Origin of the sequence: uncultured Draconibacterium sp. (assembly GCF_913060805.1) — a bacterium.
GTDB lineage: Bacteria > Bacteroidota > Bacteroidia > Bacteroidales > Prolixibacteraceae > Draconibacterium.
Map to the genome: position 1 here is coordinate 15143 of NZ_CAJXTC010000022.1, position 19090 is coordinate 34232.

17 protein-coding genes are annotated in these 19090 nt (G+C 40.8%); 4 read left to right on the forward strand and 13 right to left on the reverse strand.

Going from position 1 to position 19090, the window contains the following annotated elements:
• Window positions 1-18: 18 nt before the first annotated feature.
• The gene (locus tag QZ576_RS14030) at window positions 19-732 is read right to left on the reverse strand and encodes a hypothetical protein (RefSeq protein WP_297098232.1); all 714 of its coding nucleotides are present in this window, start codon (window positions 730-732) and stop codon (window positions 19-21) included.
• A 210-nt stretch (window positions 733-942) separates the two neighbouring features.
• Here QZ576_RS14030 and QZ576_RS14035 point away from each other — a divergent pair, with 210 nt between their 5' ends.
• Window positions 943-1890, forward strand: coding sequence for a LuxR C-terminal-related transcriptional regulator (locus QZ576_RS14035; RefSeq protein WP_297098233.1), 948 nt, complete (start codon window positions 943-945; stop codon window positions 1888-1890).
• A 15-nt stretch (window positions 1891-1905) separates the two neighbouring features.
• Here the strand turns inward: QZ576_RS14035 and QZ576_RS14040 are convergent, their stop codons facing one another.
• The 10 genes from QZ576_RS14040 to dinB all read right to left on the reverse strand — a co-directional run bounded on the left by QZ576_RS14040 (window position 1906) and on the right by dinB (window position 13694).
• Window positions 1906-3156: a hypothetical protein gene (locus QZ576_RS14040; RefSeq protein ID WP_297098235.1), complete on the reverse strand. Its 1251-nt coding sequence runs from the start codon at window positions 3154-3156 to the stop codon at window positions 1906-1908.
• A 58-nt stretch (window positions 3157-3214) separates the two neighbouring features.
• Complete coding sequence (locus QZ576_RS14045; protein ID WP_297098238.1) at window positions 3215-4633, reverse strand: M56 family metallopeptidase; 1419 nt, start codon at window positions 4631-4633, stop codon at window positions 3215-3217.
• Window positions 4626-5012 carry a BlaI/MecI/CopY family transcriptional regulator gene (locus tag QZ576_RS14050; protein WP_297098240.1) on the reverse strand — a complete coding sequence of 129 codons (387 nt, stop codon included), beginning with the start codon at window positions 5010-5012 and terminating at the stop codon, window positions 4626-4628. Before QZ576_RS14050 ends, QZ576_RS14045 begins: the two co-directional genes overlap by 8 nt.
• A 99-nt stretch (window positions 5013-5111) precedes the next feature.
• Window positions 5112-5867 (reverse strand): energy transducer TonB, encoded by a 756-nt coding sequence (locus tag QZ576_RS14055; RefSeq protein ID WP_297098242.1) that lies wholly within the window; start codon window positions 5865-5867, stop codon window positions 5112-5114.
• A gap of 33 nt (window positions 5868-5900) precedes the next feature.
• Complete coding sequence (locus QZ576_RS14060) at window positions 5901-6590, reverse strand: energy transducer TonB (RefSeq protein ID WP_297098244.1); 690 nt, start codon at window positions 6588-6590, stop codon at window positions 5901-5903.
• Between the two features lie 244 nt (window positions 6591-6834).
• Window positions 6835-7602 (reverse strand): amidohydrolase, encoded by a 768-nt coding sequence (locus QZ576_RS14065; protein WP_297098246.1) that lies wholly within the window; start codon window positions 7600-7602, stop codon window positions 6835-6837.
• A 34-nt stretch (window positions 7603-7636) separates the two neighbouring features.
• A complete protein-coding gene (locus QZ576_RS14070; protein ID WP_297098248.1) occupies window positions 7637-8677 on the reverse strand; it encodes a zinc-dependent alcohol dehydrogenase family protein in 1041 nt (346 codons plus the stop codon).
• Window positions 8678-8817: 140 nt separating this feature from the next.
• The gene (locus QZ576_RS14075; protein ID WP_297098250.1) at window positions 8818-9261 is read right to left on the reverse strand and encodes an energy transducer TonB; all 444 of its coding nucleotides are present in this window, start codon (window positions 9259-9261) and stop codon (window positions 8818-8820) included.
• A gap of 77 nt (window positions 9262-9338) precedes the next feature.
• The gene (locus tag QZ576_RS14080) at window positions 9339-12353 is read right to left on the reverse strand and encodes a DNA polymerase III subunit alpha (protein WP_297098252.1); all 3015 of its coding nucleotides are present in this window, start codon (window positions 12351-12353) and stop codon (window positions 9339-9341) included.
• A gap of 126 nt (window positions 12354-12479) precedes the next feature.
• A complete protein-coding gene (gene dinB / locus QZ576_RS14085; protein WP_297098254.1) occupies window positions 12480-13694 on the reverse strand; it encodes a DNA polymerase IV in 1215 nt (404 codons plus the stop codon).
• A 172-nt stretch (window positions 13695-13866) separates the two neighbouring features.
• On the opposite strand from dinB, the gene tnpA reads away from it, so the two are divergent.
• From tnpA to QZ576_RS14100, 3 genes are read left to right on the forward strand one after another with little or no spacing between them, the layout of a single operon-like run.
• The gene (gene tnpA / locus QZ576_RS14090) at window positions 13867-14301 is read left to right on the forward strand and encodes an IS200/IS605 family transposase (RefSeq protein ID WP_297098256.1); all 435 of its coding nucleotides are present in this window, start codon (window positions 13867-13869) and stop codon (window positions 14299-14301) included.
• Between the two features lie 60 nt (window positions 14302-14361).
• The gene (locus QZ576_RS14095; protein WP_297098258.1) at window positions 14362-15075 is read left to right on the forward strand and encodes an XRE family transcriptional regulator; all 714 of its coding nucleotides are present in this window, start codon (window positions 14362-14364) and stop codon (window positions 15073-15075) included.
• Window positions 15076-15134: 59 nt separating this feature from the next.
• The gene (locus tag QZ576_RS14100) at window positions 15135-16421 is read left to right on the forward strand and encodes a PQQ-binding-like beta-propeller repeat protein (RefSeq protein WP_297098260.1); all 1287 of its coding nucleotides are present in this window, start codon (window positions 15135-15137) and stop codon (window positions 16419-16421) included.
• A 73-nt stretch (window positions 16422-16494) separates the two neighbouring features.
• Here QZ576_RS14100 and QZ576_RS14105 read toward each other — a convergent pair whose 3' ends face one another.
• Window positions 16495-18435, reverse strand: a complete 1941-nt coding sequence (locus tag QZ576_RS14105; protein WP_297098262.1) for a glycoside hydrolase family 97 protein — start codon at window positions 18433-18435, stop codon at window positions 16495-16497.
• Window positions 18436-18590: 155 nt separating this feature from the next.
• Window positions 18591-19037 carry an Hsp20/alpha crystallin family protein gene (locus tag QZ576_RS14110; protein WP_297098264.1) on the reverse strand — a complete coding sequence of 149 codons (447 nt, stop codon included), beginning with the start codon at window positions 19035-19037 and terminating at the stop codon, window positions 18591-18593.
• Between the last annotated feature and the right edge of the window lie 53 nt (window positions 19038-19090).

Consider the following 19090-nt stretch of genomic DNA (forward strand, 5'->3'; position numbering starts at 1 on the left):
TTGAACATGTTTTGTTTTTTATTCTTCTACTTCGTTAACTCCTAAAATCGGGATTGGATTCTCATCTTCTTTCTCTCCGTCAACCGATGCATAAAGTGTTGCAAATGCAGCACTAATCCACATCGATGAAAAGAAAACTCCTACAATACAAACGATCAATCCGGCAATAATAATAAAGAAAGATAAGATAGCCATTCCGAAAATGGTCCAACCGTAACCGCGTGTCATTTGCCAGCTTTTTTCAACTGCTTTCATGGCGTCCAGTTCTTTGTCCATAACCAGGTAAGGAACAAAAGCTAATCTACATGCCACAATAATACCGGGTATTATCAGCATAAAAAATCCGACAGTTACCAATGCCAATACGATTAAATTCGCTAAAATGATATTTAAATATTGCGTTTTAAAGCCTTCGAACATTACTTTCAAATCAACTTCTTCATCTCTCATGGCATTTAAGAACAGCTTCTTTTTGCCGTATTTAATTACTGGTATAAATAAAAAAGCATATGCGAGTGCAAATAATGCGAGAGGTAAAAGCAGTAAGCCGAAGCCATTAATATCATCGCCGTTCCATTCGCCTCTAAATCCATATCCCGGACCATTTAATAGTCCGACAATTATTACGGCTACAAGAAGTGGCAGGAATGATTTTTCAAACATTTTTCTCCAACCGTAACTAAAACTTCCACCTGCCGATGGTCTCAATTCAAAATACTTTAAGCTTTCCATTGTTTTTGTTTTTAATGTTTTTGTTTTCTGTTTTCCGAGTGGCACCTTTCGGCGCCTGAACATTGTTTTTTGTAATTGTTATTCAAATCTACTGTATATCTCAAAAAAATCCTTCCTACTAAAGTTGGATTTAGTAATTTCACTACTTTCGTAGTTAGCGCTGCACGGGCAAAGTGCGTAAAATTGCAATACACTACTTAAGTAGTCTTTATGTGGATTAAAATTTTAGCATACATTATTACATTTGTTATTTCTGCCGGAATTTCGGCTGTGGGAATACTGCTTGCTTACCAGCAATATCAGCAAAACAAGAAGCCAATTTTCACCACTTTACTGTATCAGCAAATATTTCTTTTCTCCTTTCTTTTTTATGGAGTTTGGGGAAATATAAGTCTGCGGATGGTTATTGCCGATTTAAATATTGGCGATGCTTTAAGTGCCAAGTTAGCCGTTTTTATACCCATAATTGGTATTCCGTTTATGGTGGTAAGTTGGTTTATGCTTTTAAAGTTTGCCAATAATTGCAACGGGCGCCGACTAACAAAAACATTCATTTTTTCCTTCTTTCCTACTTTTGTAGTGTTGGCTTTTGCCCTGGTTTTTCTTATTCAGAAAGAACACATTTATGTTCCCGACAACGCAGATCTTTTTGTGGTACGTATTTTAGTGCTGTTGAATCTGGTGGTTTATTTGTTTTTCATGTTACCCTTTTTCAGAAAAACAAAAGATGCCGGCCTACTAAAAGAAAGCGGACTCGACAAAAATCGGGTACTCATTGTTTTTGCGGGCACGGTACTTTATTCCGCCGTAATGTTCTTTTTCAATCGGTTCGGGTATATTTCAACCTGTATTGCTTTAATTATTTTGTTTGCGTGCAATCTGTTTCTTCCGGCAATTATTCGCTTTAAAAATCAAACAACGCCCGAGAATGAGAACATGGATTTTCAATCGTTTTGTAATTTTTACGAAATATCGAAACGGGAAGCAGAGATTATTCAGGAAATTTGCAGCGGAAAATCAAATAAAGCAATTGCCGATAAATTGTTTATCACCTTACAAACGGTAAAAGATCATAATCACCGGATTTACACCAAAACCGGTGTGAAAAGCAGGGTTCAACTGGCTAATCTGGTTCGCGAAAAAACCGGCGAAAACTAGTTTCTTCTCCCCCGGCTATTCATCAAAAAACAGATCCTCTTTTAACTTTTCAATACGTTCGAGCGCATAAATGGCATTTTTTGCACCTTCACCTGATTCTGTTAAATAAATCCGATAGTAGTTCATCGCCAGCGTTTTGTTCGAGTTATATTCCTCGTAGGTAGTTGCAATTTCAAACAGCACTTCTGTTTTGCCTGGATTCAACTCGTAGGATTTCTCCAGGGCTTCTATCGATTCTTTAAACATTCGTTGCTGACCGTACATTTGCCCGAGGTGATGATACATTTCCGACACATAATCCGGCACCGTTGCATCAATGGCAAAAGTCATCAGTTCAATGGCATCGTCGTAATTTTTGAGTTTCCGGTTACACAAACTTTGGTAGTACATCACCAGCGGATCGTTCGGGCTAAGCAATTTTAAGTCGCCAAAAATGTCCAGTGCCTTTTCTTCCTGCTCGGCAAAATAAGTGCTTATCCCATAATTCATCATGGTTTCGAAAGCCGGTTGTTTTTCCTGTTCCAGGTATTTCTCAAACTGCAACATCGCCGGGCCGTAACGTTTGGTTTTATAAAAAAACATCGCCTTTTCAAACAACAAGTCCTTGTCAGCCGGAAACTGCACCAAACCTGAATCGATGGTAGCCATTATTTCATTGGCTTCCTTTTTCCAGTTGTAACAATGTATCAGATTTATGTAAGTTCCATGATCGCGGGGATTGGCCACCAGCACTTTTTCATACAAATCGCGTGCTTTCTCACGCTGAAAAACACGGTATGAACAATAGGCCAACTGTTTGTTCCAATACACATTGGTGGAGTCCTTTTCATAAATTCCGGAGAAAACTTTGAAGGCTGTTTTATAGTCATCCATATTAATGTGAACCCGACCGAGTTTTCCGGCTAATGGCAGGTTATTCGGCTCAACCTGCAGCGCTCTATCGTAAAAAGCAATGGCATCGCGGTTGTTGCCCAAAATGGAAAAACATTCTGCTGTTTCTTCCAGCATTGTAATATTATTGGCTTCGTATTGAAGTCCGTTCATAAAAGCCTCCAATGCCTGTTGGTAATCCTGCAGGTTTTTGTAAACCACTCCCTTTTTATAAAACAATTCAGCCGAAGGATTGGCAGCCAATTCTTTTTCAATCTCTTGTAAAGCTTTATCGTAGCTCTTTTCAATTAAAAGCAAATCTATTTTGCGCTGTGCCAACGTGGTAGTTGCAACACAGAACATTATCAATAGCAGGGTTAATAATTTTAATCGCATAAATATTTATTTATTCAATCGTGTTATCGTTTGCAGAGGTGTTTCAATTCATTAAATTTTATTGAAGAACAAAATTAATTGGCACGGTGTAACTCACATTAACCGGCTCGCCACGCTGATATCCAGGTTTCCATTTAGGTAAGGAATTAACAACCCGCAGTGCCTCTTTATCAATTGAAGGATCAACTCCACGAGCAATTTTTGCATTGGCAATTTTACCACTACCCGTAACTACAAAAGTTACGTACACTTTTCCCTGAATACCATTCTGAATAGCAATTTCCGGATATTTGATCGAGTTAGCAATGTATTTACGCAAGGCAACATCGCCGCCCGGAAATTCCGGCATTTTTTCTACAATAAAAAATACCTGATCTTTTTCCTCCAACTGGATCGTTTCAGGCTCTTTACTTTTTACGAGAAAAACTTCACCAGTACTATCAGTATCAAATTCGTATTTATTTTTGCCATTAAGCATGGCATGTAAATATTCCAGATCTTCCTGGCTACCTTCTAGTTTCGCGCCGTCATCTGCCAGCCGAATGGTGATTTTCCGTTCGTTACTATCCTCAATTTTAGTTACCTGAAGTGCTTCTTTTTGTTCACATGCAAAAATTACAACCAAAGCCAGTAACGAAACAAATCCTAAAATATATTTCAGGTTCGCCAACTTCGATGACCTGATTTTTGAAATCATATGAATCCGCTTTTTAATCAGCGACGAATTGAAATTATTGGCGATATCCAACTGCATACCAACCGCCTGACTTAAAAGCAACTGTTTATACTGGGCAGAACTTATTCCTGAATTCAGAACAGCATGGTCGGCGAGGTATTCGTGATTTTCTCGAATGGCACGTTTTAGCATCCACATAAACGGATTGAACCACTGAAAAACAGTAAGGATTTCAAGAATCAGCACATCGAAAGTATGTCCTTGTTTGATGTGTTCCATTTCGTGGGTTACCATTTTCTCGTACCCCGAATCCTTTTTCATTTTCGGATTGATAAAAATGTAGCCCAAAAACGAAAATGGACTGAAGTCTTTATCAACCATCACAAATCGATAATTATCGACGTGTTGAACTTCATTTTTTGCAATTATCAGCCAAATCTGAACGATCCTAAAAATCATTCGTCCGAGGAAAAACATCAATCCTAATAAATAGATAAGAATGATGATTTTACTTGAACTGATTGATTGTACCATTGCGCCGGAAAGATCCTGTCCGTAAATGGTAACCGCCTCTAAAACATTACGGTATGGTGTTACGGTAACTTCGGCCAGCATGTTTGTTTGCGGTGCGTAAACCCGGAAATGCAGAAACGGTAGAATGACGGAAAACAAAATGGAAAAAAGCAGGAAAAGCCGGTTTAAACGGAAGAATGTTTCTTTCCGTAAAAACAGTACGTAAATAAGCGACAGCAGCGACAGGCTTATTCCCGATTCAATAATAAAATTCACTAAATTATTCATCGGTATCCCGGTTTTCGTTTTCTATATCGCGTTTCACATCCTCCATCAGTTCATCCAGTTCCGATAAACTCATGTTGTCTTCCTTGGCAAAAAACGAAACCATTTCCTGGAACGAGCCACTAAAATAGTTTCGCATAAAATTCTTCATAAACGAACGGGTGTACTCTTTTCGCGAAATCAGCGGAAAATACTCGTGTGTTTTTCCGTAGGCATTGTGACCCACAAAACCTTTCTTTTCCAAAATGCGGATAATCGTAGAAACCGTATTATAAGCGGGTTTCGGAACAGGCATTTCTTCAATAATGTCTTTTACAAATGCTTTTTCAAGTTTCCAGAGTAATTGCATCACCTGCTCTTCGGCTTTGGTAAGTTCCTTCATTATGTTCGTTTGTTTTTGATTTCTGCTAAACTACAAAAACTGTACCTAAAAATTTAGTTAGAAAACTATTCTTTTAGGTACAGTGTGAGAATATTACGATTAGTTTAAAGCAAAATTAATCGGAACTGTGTACTGAACACGAACAGTTTTGCCTCGCTGTTTACCGGGTTTCCACATCGGAAGTGCTTTTACCACACGAAGTGCCTCTTTGTCTAATGAAGGATCTACGCCTCGTTCTATTTTTGCATCACCAATAGAACCATCTTTTTCTACCACAAACGAAACATACACTTTGCCTTGTATACCATTCTTTTGTGCCACTTCAGGATAATTAAGGGCGTTGGCAATATATTTTCTTAAGGCCTCGTCGCCACCCGGAAATTCCGGCATATCTTCTACAATAAAAAACACCGCGTCAGCTCCTTCTCCACTTTTAATATTTTTCTCTTCGGCCGCTCCTTCATTTAAAGCAAACATTATCGGCACCGTGTAACTCACCTTTACAGGAACACCTTTTTGTTTTCCGGGGGTCCAGGTTTTATCAAGTGCATTAATAACCCGTAGCGCCTCTTTATCGAGCGACGGATCAACACCGCGTGCTATTTTCGCATCTTCAATTTTCCCCTCTTCGTTTAATACAAAAGTCACGTACACTTTACCCTGAATTCCATTCTCTTTGGCTGCAACCGGGTATTTTACCAAAGATGCAATATCATTGCGCAAAGCCTCCTCGCCTCCCGGATATTCCGGCATATCTTCAACAATAACAAATACTTGTTCTTTCTTACTGCTGTCCTGTGCGAATACATTCATTGTCAGGATTACACCCAAAATGATTAATACATAATTCCTCATAATTCTTTTTATTAGTGGTTATTTTAAAATTGTTTACTGCAGCTTAAATGTTATTTGTGCATTGTAGTACACTTTTACCGGTTTGCCACGTTGTTTACCGGGTTTAAACCGTGGAAGGCTGTTTATTACCCGCAGTGCTTCCTTGTCTAACGACGGATCAATGGGTCTTAGCACCTGAGCATCACTTACATCCCCCGTTTCATTAACTACAAATTTCACATATACTCTCCCCTGTATCCCGTTTTCCTGGGCAATTACCGGGTAACGAACATTGGAATTGATGTACTGATACAAAGCCCGTATACCACCCGGGAATTCGGGTACTTCTTCTACTACTACAAAAATTTCATCAACTGCCTCTTCTTCTTCATTCGTGCTTTCAATTATAGGCTGCACGTCAATTACAGTCTCATCATCGGCCTCGGTGTCTTCAATCAACAGTTCATCTTCAATTTCAATATCGTCGTCAACGATATTTAGCACCTCAATTACTTTTGGTGGCGGCGGCGGTGGCGGAGGTTTTACTTCCGCTTCCCGGGTAATAGGAATTATTTCCTCCTCAACCTCGAGCGATTGAATTACTCCAAGTGAGTCGGCTTTTGCCGGAGTTGTTGTCCACTCAAAAGCCGCAAGCGTAGTTCCCAGCGCTACTACTAACCCAATTAAAAAGAAGGTGTTTCGCTTTCTTTCCAGGTCGGCCTTTTGTTCTTTTTTTACTTCCATAATCGTCAAAATTTTGTTATTACTTTAAAAATTCACCGTTCATTTTTAGTAAAAACAACATCCTCTTTCTGACTATAGCTTTTCAGTTATCCTTTACATGAGCAAACATATAACTAATAAATTAGTTTTCAAACTAAATATTTAGTTATTTATTTTCACAAAATTGCAATTAGCTGGTTTAATGATCTTTAAAACAACTATATTTTTAGTTTAAAAGTCTGAGATTTGGTTTGAAAAGAGAATTTTACAGAATTGAGAAGGTATCACGATCGTTGAGCAGAGGGAATTTTTGTCGGAAATTGTGTAATTCGGAGTAAGAAATTTCAAAAGTTTTAATCGTTTCTTTCTCCCCCATAAACTCAGCTATACCTTTTGGAGAAATACATGCAGAGTCGCCCAAATAACTTAAACCTGTACCATCGGTTCCAACACGGTTAACGCCAAAACAATACGATTGATTTTCAATGGCACGCGAAATAAGCAGGTTTTTCCAGACATGATGACGAGGCGATGGCCAGTTTGCCATATAAAAGACAACGTCGTAATCTTCCAGGTTTCGGGCAAACGCAGGAAAACGGAGATCGTAACAGATTTGTGGACAGAATTTCCAGCCTTTGTATTCGACGATTAATTTGTCTTTACCGGGTTCGTAGTGTAAATGCTCCTGCCCCATACTGTATAAATGGCGTTTATCGTACGATTCAATTTTACCATCGGAAAATACCCAAAGTGCACGGTTGTATACCTTCCCTTCATCTTCAATAATAAGGCTTCCAACCACTACCGCGTTTTTATCAGCAGCTACTTGCTGCATCCATTTTACTGACGCTCCATTCAATGGTTCCTTTAACTTCTCAGGATGCATCGAAAAGCCGGTTGTAAACATTTCCGGGAGAATGATCACATCTGTTTCTTCAATAGTTTCCAACCAATTGGAATACTTTTCCAGGTTTGCTTTTGGATCTTCCCAGATGATATCGGGTTGTATGATGGTAATTTTTAGGTTTTTCATGTTGTTTCTCGCAGATTACGCAGATAAACGCAGATTAGAATTTATTGATAACAGTAACTCCCAGATTTGCAAAGTTGTTCATGTTGACTAATGCTTCCGGTGCTTCTTCCAGAGAAATGGTTTTGCCTAACATCAATTCCGGATGTACTTTACCGGCTTTTATCATTTCAAAAACAGCATCGTAACGAAAGGCTTGCATCCCGTGGCTTCCAAGGATTTCAATCTCATGCGCAACAACTTTATCCATAGGTACTTTCGGGTGTTTATGATCGGCAGTTGTTAAACCAACCTGCACATGTTTTCCCCGTTTTCTCAAACAGGAAATGGAATTAAAACAGGTTTCCTGGCTGCCCAATGCATCGATGGAAAGATGTGCTCCGCGGCCCGTAACTTTTATAATTTCTGCAGGAACGTTTGGTATTTCTTTTGCGTTGATGAGAACGTTTGCGCCTAACTTTTTGGCCAGTTGCAATTTTGCATCATCAATATCAATTGCAACTACATTTGCTCCTGCACCCGATGCAATATTTATGGCCGACAATCCAACTCCTCCACATCCATGCACGGCCACCCATTGTCCGGCCGTAACTTTCCCCTGGTCGATTACCGCACGAAACGAGGTGATAAACCGGCATCCCAGACTGGCGGCTGTGACAAAATCAATTTCATCGGGCAAATGTACCAGGTTGATATCGGCATATTTTATTTCCACTAACTCGGCAAACGATCCCCAGGCTGTAAATCCCGGTTGAAACTGATTATCACAAACTTGCTGATTACCGGTCTGGCATTCGGGACAGCAGCCACAGCCGCTTACAAACGGAACCGTAACGCGGTCGCCAACGTTAAAGTTTTTGATTTCCGATCCAACTTCGGCTATGGTTCCTGCCAGTTCGTGACCGGGAACATGTGGTAAAACAATATCCGGGTCGTGCCCCATCCACCCATGCCAGTCGCTTCGACAAAGCCCGGTGGCTTCAACTTTTACAATCACACTATCGGGTGAAACAGTTGGATTGGGGACTTCTTTGATTTCAACTTTCCCTTTAAATTCTTCGTAATAAACAGCCTTCATTGAACATACTTTTGTTAAACTCAAATGTAGTTAGAAGTAATTTGAAAAGGAAATATTTGGGAACAAGTTCAGCGCTTAATTACCGAAGTTCTATATGCTTTATTATTTTATTTCAACAAACAATTTTAGTCTGTCATTACTCATTTTTCTGGATTATAAATTTTTGAGGTAACGGTTCCGTCATTCTTAAACTCAAACAGAACAACTATTGACACATCTACTTTTTGCTCGCTTTTAATTCCCGGGCGCCATGTTTTTTCCAACTTATTAATAACCCTCAAAGCTTCTCTGTCAAAGTCAGGACCAATCCCCCTTGCAATTTTAGCATCTGCAATTTTTCCTTCTTTATTCACAACAAAATTCACATATACTTTCCCCTCAGTTCCATTAAAAGATGCTCCTTCAGGATATTTAATAAGGTAAGCGATTTCTTGTACTAATGCTATTTCGCCTCCCGGATATTCCGGCATTTCATCTACGACATCATAAACTTTAGAATCTCTTTCTTGCGCTTTACTTTGAGAGATGCTTACAAAAAATACGATTGTAAGCATCAATAAGAAATTTAATGCTTTTGTTTTCATGGTTGTTGAATTTTGGTACAATATTTAATTACGAAGCAACAGTCAAATAGTTATTTTTAATTTGAAAACTTTGTCGTTTAAATCATCTTCCCTTCTTCGATATAATTAGCTCCCATTAACCGACTTTTATCCGGTGCCTTCAACCGTGTTGACGGCTCTTCCATATTCTCATTAGGTAAGCGATAAATTTCAGTCGCTTCAATACTGAGAAAGCCAAATTCTTCCACCACTTTCCCTTTTATCAGGTAGCAACCACCACCTGAAAAAGGGTAACGCGCGGCAATTTCCGGAAACTGTACCGTGTCGATCCAATGCCCTTTAAAATCGATGAATACACCAAAACTCATGGTTTTACCATCGTTGGTGCGGGTGCGTTTTACATGTACCAAACTTCCTACAATAGCCACATTTTGGTTAATCAAAAAAGGAAGATCACCGGCAGTGGTTAGCGGCAACTGCATAGCTTCCAGCAAATGAAAAGGCGAGCAGGTAACCGGAAATCCCAGCAACTCAATTTCGTCGTAAGCATTTTCCAGCGGATGATAATACAACTCCGGAATTTTAAACTCCTTCACTTCCTGCTTAAACAAAGTGCGCTCGGGTGCCGTTTTTTTCGATTTCGACAGAATAAAATGTGCATTCCACAACAGCTCCTTTTTCGATTTGCGGGTAAAATTAAAGGCGCCAATCCGGATTAAAATACTCAGCTGCTCCAGCGAAATGGGCACACGCTCCAGAAAATCCTGCAGATTGTGGTAATAACCGCCGCGGTAACGTTCTTTCAAAACAGCATTTATCGTATTTGTTTCCAGGCTTTTTAAAAATCCCAGGCCGAGATGAATGACTTTTCCGTCGATTACGGTCTGCATTTCGCTGCGGTTAACACAAGGCGGAAAAATAGTTGCCCCGTGCATGCGTGCCTCGTGCACATACAATTCGGTGCGGTAAAAACCACCGCCGTTGTTTATGGTTGCCACAATGTACTCCAGCGGATAATAGGCCTTTATAAACAGCGCCTGAAAACTCTCTACCGCATACGACGCCGAATGTCCTTTGGAAAAAGCATAGTTGGCAAAACTCTCAATCTGCTCCCACACACGTTTTACCAAATCGAGGACGTAACCGCGTTCGGCACAATTGGAGAAAAATTTATCCTTGATCTTTCCAAACTCGTTGCGCTGCTTAAATTTCCACGACATACCACGCCGCAAAATATCCGATTCGGCCAGTGTAAGACCGGCAAAAAGGTGGGCAACTTTTATCACATCTTCCTGATAAACCATTACACCGTAGGTTTCTTCCAGCAGTTGGTAAAGTTCCGGAGCCTCGGCTTTTGCTGCCACACAACGACTACGATCGCGGTAACGCAGAATGTACTCGCGCATCATTCCACTTTGCGCCACCCCCGGACGAATAATGGAGCTGGCCGCCACCAAACGCAGGTAATCGTCGGCCTCCAGTTTGGTAAGCAACATGCGCATGGCCGGCGACTCCACATAAAAACACCCGATGGTATTTCCGCGTTTTAGCAACTCCTTTATTTGCGGGTCTTCCTTAAAAGTTTTCAGGTCGTGAATATCAATTTCGGCGCCGGCATTTTCGTGTGCCAGTTGAATAGCATCCTGGATTTTACTCAGTCCGCGCTGTCCCAGAATATCGAACTTGGCAAAACCAATGTCTTCGGCTTCGAGCATACTGAAATGAATGGTTGGGAAACCTTTTGGCGGCATGATGGTTGCTGAATACACACTGATAGGCTCTTCGGAAATAAGAATACCGCTGGAGTGTACGCTCAAATGGCTCGGAAAACCATGAATCAGTTTACTGTACTGCAACACCAGCCGACTGATATCATCAAGACTACCAAAATCTTTTACTTTTTGCAATTTCTCAATTTCATGCGCAGGCAAACCAAAAACCTTTCCCAACTCGCGAACCACCGATTTATACTGAAATGTAATATAGGTTCCCACCAGTGCCGTGTGATCCCAACCATGCCGGTCGAAAATGTAGCGGGTAATATGATCGCGGTCACGCGAGGCAAAATCAATGTCAAAATCAGGCGGACTTTGCCGCGAGGGATTGATAAAACGCTCGAAATACAGGTCCAATTCAATGGGATCGACATCGGTAATACGTAGCAAATAAGCCACCATACTGTTGGCGCCACTTCCCCGCCCCACATAGTAACAACCTTCGCGTCGGGCATACTCCACCAGGTCCCAATTGATGAGAAAATACGAGGCAAAATCCATTTGTCGGATCACTGCCAGTTCTTTCTCCATTCGTGCAATTACAGCCTCCGAAGGATTGCTAAAACGATATTTTAATCCTTCATTCGCTAATTTTCTTAGCAACTCAAAATCCTCTTCGGGCGAGTTGGTAAAACACTTTTTGTTTTTGGCCTTTTTGAACGTAAAATGAATGGAGCAATTGTTAATCAGGCGCTGTGTATTCTCAATAATATCCGGGAAATCGCGAAATATTTCCCTAATTTTTTCTTGCGGAAACATAATTTCATCCGGACTGGCTTCTTCGCTTTTGGGCAGACGACTTAACAGCGTATTATTATCCATCGTACGCAAAAGCCGGTGGATATTAAAGTCGCGTTTATTGCGAAAAGTAACTGGCTGCAACACAAGCAGTTTTTCCCGGTAGTTTCTCAGATCGCCAAATATTTTGCTGATCTGCGTTGGTTTTACACCGATAAATTCATTCTTGCGCAACAGTTTTGGATGCACTTTCCCAACCGGATAAATAAAATATACGTCCTCCATTTCCGGAGCTCGTTCCGCAAAATCAGCCTCTTCGTGCAAATGCATCGTCAGGTGCTCGTTCAGCTTCTGAAAACCACTGTTATTTCGTGCAATGCCAATGTATTGTTGCTGTGCGCCATTTCTGAAATCGATGCCCACAACCGGACGCAGGTCTTTTCCTTCGCAACGGCGGATAAAATCGATGGTAGCCGAAGTATTGTTGATATCGGTCAGCACCAGCGAATTGTAGCCTTTTCCGGTCGCTTCATCAATCAACTCGTCGATGGAAAGCGTACCGAATTTGTAGCTGTAGTATGTATGGCAATTTAGTAACATAACCAATGCGTTAATGCAAGAATGCTTAAATCAGTTTCGAGTCACTGGTCATTGGTTCTGAACACTGCGACTGCTCACTTTTTCCTTCATTATTCTTAAATCGTTAATCATCATTCATCACTCAATTTATATCCTCCTGTGTGCCGGAATTACAGGCGGCTGACCGTTAAACGGATTACTCATTTGTCCGATTCCACGGGTTCCCATGGTTGAGGCGCGCTGCACGGCATTTTGCCCAAAACGGTTCCGAATCTTATCCATGCGCTGGTACAGGTTTATCAGTTTGGTATCGTCTTCAAACAGTTTCATCTGGTAGCTTCCGCCCACCAAATGACTAAAACGCACGCCCACCAGCCGCACCAAAACCCGACGCGTGTACAACTGATCAAAAAGCTCCATGGTAGTTTGAATTAGCGTATGATCAAGCGAGGTGTACGGAATTCGCTTTTGGCGGGTGCGGGTATCAAAATCCGAATAACGCACGGTTACCGTAACACACGATGTTAATTTGTTTCCGTTGCGCAGGTAAAAAGCCAGTTTTTCGGCCATGGCCAGCAACAAGTTTTTCAGCGCCTGCACATCAATGGTATCTTTCTCGAAAGTCAGCGACGACGAAATAGATTTCCGCTCGTGATAGGGTTCCACCAGCGAATTATCGATGCCCTGCGCCTTTTTCCACAACACAATGCCATTTTTACCCATCACTTTGTCCATCAACTCGATTGGCATTTCCTGAATGGTTTTCACATAACGGATTCCCATACTCAGCAGCATTTTGTAAGTCTGATCGCCCACCATCGGGATTTTTTTCACCGGCAGCGGCGCCAGAAACTCTTTTTCATGCCCGAATTCAATCTGCTGAAAACCATTGGGTTTTATCTCGCCAGTTGCCACTTTCGACACCGTTTTATTGGTCGATAGTCCGAACGAAATAGGCAAATGCGTTTGATCGATAATTCGCTCGCGCAATTCCTGCGCCCATTTGTAGCAGCCGTAAAACTTATCCATTCCGCTTACATCGATATAAAACTCGTCGATGGATGATTTTTCGTAAAGCGGTGCCTCCTCTTTAATAATATCGGTTATCTCGTCGGAGAATTTGCTGTAAATAGAGCTGTTTCCTTTTACCACAATGGCCTCGGGACAAAGTCGGCGTGCCATTTGCATAGGCATGGCCGAATGTATGCCGTATTGCCGCGCTTCGTAACTGCAGGCCGCCACCACTCCCCGTCCACTGGTACCTCCAACCAACACCGGTTTGCCGATCAACTCACGGTTCATCAGCCTTTCACACGACACAAAAAAGGTGTCCAGATCAATATGTACAATATTTCGATTCAAAATGTCGATATTTTCGTCAATTTTACGACTATAATTTAGTCAATTATTATTACATTTGGTAGGAAAAAAGAGAAAGACAGAAGTTTGAAAAGAGAACTTTTTTGCACCGCGGCTTTAGCCCGGTGATTATGAGACACAATAGAGAAACGGCTTTAGCCTTTAATTTTAAGTTATGTCGTACGTTAAGATTTGGATTCATGCTGTCTGGGCAGTAAAAAACCGGGAGCCTATAATTTCGGAAGAGAATAGAAAGATTCTTTTTGAGCATATCCATAAAAATGCTTTGGAAAAAGAGATCCTAATAGAAGCAGTTGGAGGATATAACAACCATGTACATTGTCTTTTTCGATTGAAGAATGATCAAACCATTGAGAAAGCTATGCAATTAATAAAAGGGGAATCATCCTTCTGGTTTAACAAGAATATAACTAATCACGTAAAGCTAAGCTGGCAAAAAGAATACTTCGCTGTAAGTGTGAGTGAATCACAAATAGAGAGAGTTATAAACTATATTCAGACACAGGAAAGCCACCATAAAAAGAAAACATGGGAAGAAGAATACCAGGAGTTCATTAAGAATTATGGTTTTAACGTTTTTAAAGGCTAAAGCCTGTTTTTATCATCAATTATTATCGCCAAGCTAAAGCATGGCGCAAAACAAAAAAATATGCACTTTGCTCAAAACCTGAAATTCCTAAGAAAACGCCGCAAAAGATCGCAAATGGATCTGGCAACAGAGCTGGGACTGACGCGCACAACCCTTTCCGGCTACGAGAAAAATGTACAGCCACCTTTTCCGGTGCTGATAAAAATGTCGGAGTATTTTAATGTGTCGCTCGACGCATTGATTAAATACCGGCTGGATGTTTTATCGGAACAGCAACTTTCGCAAATAGAAAAAGGATTTGATGTGGATGTTACCGGTCGAAAACTACGACTACTGACAATCTCGGTGGACAAAGAGGGAAAAGAAAACATTGAAATGGTTCCGGTAAAAGCACAGGCCGGCTATACCAACAGCTACGGCGATTTGGATTTTATTGCTTCGTTGCCCAAATTCAAACTACCATTTCTGCCGGAAGACAAAACATACCGTACTTTCCAGATTCAGGGAGATTCGATGTTGCCAATAAAAGAAGGCTCGTGGGTAACGTGTTCGTTTACAGAAGACTGGACCAACGTAAAAGATGGCAAAGCCTGCATTGTTGTAACAAAAGATGAAGGCGTAGTTTTCAAGCTGGTTTACAAACGTTTAGAAGACAAAAACTTCTTACTGGTTTCGTTAAACAGAAATTATTCGCCATATGAAATTCCGGTTTCGCAAGTGGTTGAAATATGGCAATTTGAAACCGTAAACAGTTTTGAGGTAGAAAGCGATTAAAACTTTAAACCTAAAAGGAGATTGGTAGTCCAACTTCAAATAAACCAAAAACTTTTACCATGAAATCTCAAATCTTTCTATTTTCTCTTCTTTTTCTTTTTGCTGTTTCAACGAGCAAAGCACAACCCAAAGCCGAAGACAATTGGATGCAATGGCGCGGTCCGCTGGGTAACGGCGTAGCTGTAAAAGCGAATCCCCCGGTTGATTTCAGCGAAACCAAAAACCTGAAATGGAAAATCGCAATACCGGGTAGAGGAAACGCCACGCCAATTATTTACGAAGACAAGATTGTAATTTTGACTGCTGTTCCAACAGATCCGTCTGTTGATCCGCAAGTATCGCCCAATGTAGACCACGATTTTAAAGTAATTCTGGTAAACAGAAACGATGGCAGTGTTATCTGGGAGAAAACTGTAGCCACCGATCTTCCTCAAGGCAAAATTCATGAATTAAGCAGCTGGGCCTCGAATTCTCCCTGCACCGACGGCGAAATGATTTATGCCTATTTCGGATCTTTTGGCCTGTACGGCCTCGATTTTGACGGGAACGTCATTTGGAAACGCGATTTTGGAACAATGGAAAAACGCATGAACTTTGGTGATGGTGCGTCGCCTTACCTATACAAAGACCGGCTTTTTATACAATGGGACCACGAAGGTGATTCGTACATCTATGCGTTGGACAAAAAAACAGGAGAAGATGTTTGGAAGCTCGAAAGAGATGAGCCAACCTCTTGGTCCACTCCTTTTGTAGTGGAGGCCAACGGAAAAACACAGGTAATTACCAGCGGAACCAACCAAATCATTAGTTATGATTACGAAACCGGCGAAACTATTTGGTCCGGAAAAGGACTAACACAAAATGTAATTCCGGTTCCGGTTTACGAAAATGGTATTGTTTACCTAATGAGTGGATTTAGGGGCTCGTTTTTAAAAGCTGTCGATCTGTCGAAAGCCAGTGGCGATATTACCGATTCTGATGCAATTATTTGGAGTTATGACCAGGATACACCTTATACCCCAACTCCTCTTTTAATGGACGGAAAGCTTTATTTCTTACGTGTAAATAATGGAGTTATGACTTGCCTTGATGCAAAAAACGGCAGCGTACATTATTCTAAAGAAAGACTGGAAGGTATAAGCACTATTTTTTCATCACCTTCGGGAGCCGACGGCAAAATTTATATTGCAGCAAAAGGAATTTGTTTAGTTGTAAAAGCCGGTGAAAATTTTGAAATTCTGGCTTCAAACGAACTGGATGACGATTTTCATGCATCACCAGTATTCGTTGATAACCAACTTTTTTTAAGAGGATTTGAAAATTTGTATTGTTTTGAAGAAGAATAATAAATAATCATCACACAAAAAAATGGCGGAAACTTTACTAGTTCCCGCCATTTTTGTTTGAATGTTTTAATATCTATTGAACCGACTCCAAAACGGCAGCATAACCACCACCGGCAACCATTTCAATTTCTATTACATCTCCTTTTTTTACCACTTTTTCTATCTCCGCTACAGCTTCACCATGAACCGGTGTTTCATCAGTATCTGAATATATTGTCATTTTATATTCTCCTTCCGACAGAAAATCAAGAGCCACTTCCAGTTTTCGGTCTTCACTGTTGGTCATTGCACCAATAAACCAGTCACTTTCGCTGCGGCGAGCCATTGTAATGTATTCTCCAATTTTACCGTTTAAAACATGCGTATCGTCCCAAACTGTTTTTACTTTCTTCAGGAATTCAACACCGGTTTGTCCTCTGTAATTATCAGGATGATCGCAGGCCACCTGGTAAGGACTATCGTAAATAACAAACTGCGCTAACGTGTTTGCACGGCTTCCCATAACATTGGCGGGCGTACCGTTTCTGAATTTATCGGGCATACGGTTTAAAAATCCACCGGGTGTGTAATCCATCGGACCGGCCAGCATTCGCGTAAATGGCAATGTACACAGATGCTCAGGCGTCATACACAACGACCATTTATTGTACTCATTCCCCATCACGCCTTCGCGAGTCATTAAATTCGGATAAGTCCGGCGCCATCCTGTTGGTTTATACGCTCCATGAAAATCAACCATTAACTGGTGTTTTGCCGCAGTGGTAACAATACGGTGATACCAGTTTACCATTTTCTGGTCGCTGCGGTCCATAAAATCAATTTTAATACCGGCAGCTCCCCATTTGTGATACAACGCGCAAGCGGCATCAAAAACCGAGCGATCAACGTCTGTCCAGTACATCCACAGCCAACATTTTACATTTTTGCTTTTTGCATATTTAAAAATGGCTGGCATATCAAGTTGCTCGGCAGGAGTTGTAATATCTGCTTTGGGCTGATTATACATTCCGTACCACTGCCAGTCTATCAGCATATAATCCCAGCCCATTTCCGAGGCCAGATCAATGTATTGCAGAATCACATCCTGCTCCATTTTTACTTCACCGCTCCACCAATGATCCCAGGCACTAATTCCCGGTTTAATCCACGACGGATCTTCAATTTCGCAAGGATCATTCAGGTTCTGAACGATTTCCGACTCCACCAAATCACCGGGAGTTTCACCAAGCATAAGAACACGCCATGGCGTAAAATGCGGAAATTTGAATACCACTTTATTTCCATTTTTAGGTTGTCCGGGCAGCGGTGCTAAATCGGAACGTAAAGCAAATTTTCCCGCTTTTGAATATGGTTTCACAAACATTCCGGCATAATCCGTCAGGTCAGCCTCTGTAAGCGCGGCATAACAATTATCAGCCACTTCAATGGTCATCGGCAGCCCGGTTACCATTTTATCCGTAATATCCGATATTTTCTTTTTCCAGAATTCCGTTTCCTGAGAGCTTACATAGTTTTTATAATCCGCCGACCAGCATGTAAAATCATCAGCAAAATTGAACACAGATAGTTCGTCGGTCATTGTATTCTCTCTGCCAGCAAACTGTTCCGGAAATTCAACACGGTAAGCAACACCATCGTTGTAGGCCCGGAATTCAACATTCACCAGACGTTTTGGGAAACGACTTTCCTGCGTATACAAAACCAGGCTGTTATAATTATTTCGAATTTCGTCGTACCGTTTTAATACCGGTTTCCAGGTTTCATCAACAGTACTTTGCTTTGAATCGAGCACAGTAAATTCTTTTCCAATCGGAGCAGCTTCAACAAACTCGAAAGCGATCGTTGAAAAATCCAATACCTCATTGTTGTTGTAGGCCACTGTGTAACCCAGCTGTTCACCAACGGAAATGGCAACAACTACTTTCCCATCGGGAGATTTTAACTGATATTCACTTGCAGAAAGGCTGAGCACAGAAAAGGTCAGCAGTATTGTACAAAAAACGGCTCGAAACATGTTTTACTTTTTTAGTTATTGTAGGTTGTACAAATATAATATTTGAACCTTACAACTTGCCACATGAAGAGCCGAAAATCAATACCATAAAAAAGCCTGCTTTCGTATTTCTACTAAAACAGGCTCGTACTTTATAACCTTTTCTCTAAAACCAATTATGACACTTTAATTTCAAGAGGCTCTTTTTCAAGCGCTTCTTCCTTTTTCGGAAGTTCGATATTCAGAATTCCATTTTCGAATTTCGCGCTAATCTTTTCAGCATCAACCGATTTTGGCAAACGATATTTCTTTTCGAAATTTTTTGGGCCAAACTCGCGGTGTGCATATTTATAAACCTCGTTGTTTTCTTTTTCTTCTTTCTCAACCTTTACAGTCAATACATTTTTGTGAACATTCAACTGAAGATCTTCCTTCACAAATCCTGGCAACAATACTTCAATTTTAAATTCCTTTTCTGTTTCAAAAACGTTAGTTGCCGGCGATGCAGCACTATTATTTACATAGTTTTCGTGGTAATCGTTCTTCAGGAAATTGTTGAATAATTCATCAACTAAAGTTCTGTTTACGTTGTAACGTGGGTTTTCAAATCTTACTAAATTCATGACTTTTCCTCCTAATATTTTAAATTCTGTTGTTAAAATTTTGTTTTCAAATT